The following is a 2158-nucleotide window of genomic DNA, read 5'->3' as shown; positions in this document are numbered from 1 at the left end:
AGCGCGTGCGGGGGCCTGCCGCCCATGTCGCGAGTCTACGGCGTAAACAACCTATCGGCACACAACAGCTAGCGCTCTCGCGCTGGCGCTTTTCTTTCGCGTTCGCGGATTCCGCACCGCCGTGCGTTCATCTCTCAATATGCAAATAATCTAAGTCTTTATCGCTTAGGTTTTATGAGCACCAATGTGGGTACGATAGGTCCCGTCAATGAAGGGGGCGCCCCATGCGCGCCCCGCTGTATGGAGGGATGTGCGCATGCGCGAGTTTAAGACCGAGAGCAAGAAGCTGCTCGACCTCATGATCAATTCCATCTACACCAACAAGGAGATCTTCCTGCGCGAGCTGATCTCCAACGCGTCGGACGCCGTCGACAAGCTCAACTTCAAGAGCCTGACGGATTCGAGCATCCAGCTCGACCAGAGCGACCTGGCCATCCGCGTCTCGTTCGACCGCGATGCGCGCACGCTTACGGTGTCCGACAACGGTATCGGCATGACCGCCGACGACCTCGAGCGCAACCTGGGCACCATCGCCCACTCGGGTAGCCAGGAATTCAAGCAGGAGAACGCCGAGAGCCAGGGCAGCGCCGTGGATATCATCGGCCAGTTCGGCGTCGGCTTCTATTCCGCCTTCATGGTGGCCTCCAAGGTGCGCGTGGTGAGCCGCGCGTTCGGCGAGGATGCGGCCCATGTATGGGAGAGCGACGGCCTCGAGGGCTATACCATCGAGGCAGGCGAGCGCGCCGAGCACGGCACCGACGTCATCCTGACGATCCGCGAGAACACGCCGGGCGAGAACGGCGAGCCGGGTGAGAGCTACGACACCTTCCTTACCGAGTGGGGCCTGAAGGACCTCATCACCCGTTACAGCAACTACGTGCGCTATCCCATCCAGATGATGGTGTCGAAGAGCCGCGAGCTGCCCCGTCCCGAGGACGCTGGCGACGACTACCAGCCGCAGTACGAGGACTACCAGGAGCTCGAGACCATCAACTCCATGACCCCCATCTGGAAGAAGCGCAGCTCCGATGTGGAGCAGGAGGACTACAACGAGTTCTATAAGTCCACCTTCCACGACTGGGACGACCCCGCGCGCACCATCAGCTTCCATGCCGAGGGCGGTCTCGAGTACGACGCGCTGCTCTTCATCCCCGGCCGCGCTCCGTTCGACCTGTATAGCAAGGAGTACGAGAAGGGCCTGTCGCTCTACAGCTCCAACGTCATGATCATGGAGAAGTGCGCCGATCTGCTGCCCGATTACTACAATTTCGTGCGCGGCGTGGTCGATTCCGCCGATATCTCGCTTAATATCTCGCGCGAGACCCTGCAGCAGGACCGCCAGCTGCGCGCCATCGCCAAGCGCATCGAGAAGAAGATCAACAGCGAGCTCAAGATCATGCGCGACGAGGACCGCGAGGCATATGAGGCGTTCTTCGAGAACTTCGGCCGCGGCCTGAAGTTCGGCATCTATTCGAGCTACGGCATGAAGTCTTCCGAGCTGGCCGATCTGCTGCTGTTCTGGAGCGCCCGCGAGAACAAGATGGTCACGCTGGCCGAATACGCGGCCGCTATGCCCGAGGGCCAGAAGGCCATCTACTACGCTGCGGGCGATAACCGCGATCGCCTGGCCAAGATGCCGGTGGTGCGCGGCGTGCTCGAGCGCGGCTACGATGTGCTGCTGTGCACGATGGACGTCGACGAGTTCACCTTCCAGGCCATGCGTGCCTATCATGCGTGCGGCCTGCCCAAGTTCTACGAGGACGATGCGGCTCGCGAGGCCGCTACGAAGGCCGTGGCCGACGGCGCCGAGCCCGAGCTCGAGGACCGCGATATCGAGTTCAAGAACGTTGCCACCGGCGACCTGGATCTGGCGACCGAGGACGAGAAGAAGGAGGCCGAGGACGCTACGCGCGAGCATGGCGACCTGTTCGCTGCTATGAAGGACGCGCTGGGCGATAAGGTCGAGAAGGTCGCGGTCTCCGCGCGCCTGACTGATGCTCCCGCCTGCATCACCACCGAGGGACCGCTGTCGCTCGAGATGGAGAAGGTCCTTGCCCGCGATGCGTCGGCCGATATCGAGGGCATGCCCAAGACCGTGCGCGTACTGGAGCTCAACGCGAAGCATCCCGTGTTCGCCAAGCTCTCCGCCGCCCGGGAG

Annotated in this window: 1 protein-coding gene; it reads left to right on the top strand. The window is 62.4% G+C overall.

Going from position 1 to position 2158, the window contains the following annotated elements; all coding sequences use genetic code 11:
* Positions 1-256: 256 nt before the first annotated feature.
* Positions 257-2158: molecular chaperone HtpG (gene htpG, locus I2E26_RS04495; protein ID WP_195419769.1), on the top strand; the 1902-nt coding region annotated here is incomplete at its 3' end.

The sequence above is a fragment of the Collinsella sp. D33t1_170424_A12 genome (genome assembly GCF_015554865.1).
Classification (GTDB): Bacteria; Actinomycetota; Coriobacteriia; order Coriobacteriales; family Coriobacteriaceae; genus Collinsella.
The sequence above is the reverse complement of the archived record's forward strand: the minus strand, read 5'-3'. Positions and strand labels throughout refer to the sequence as shown.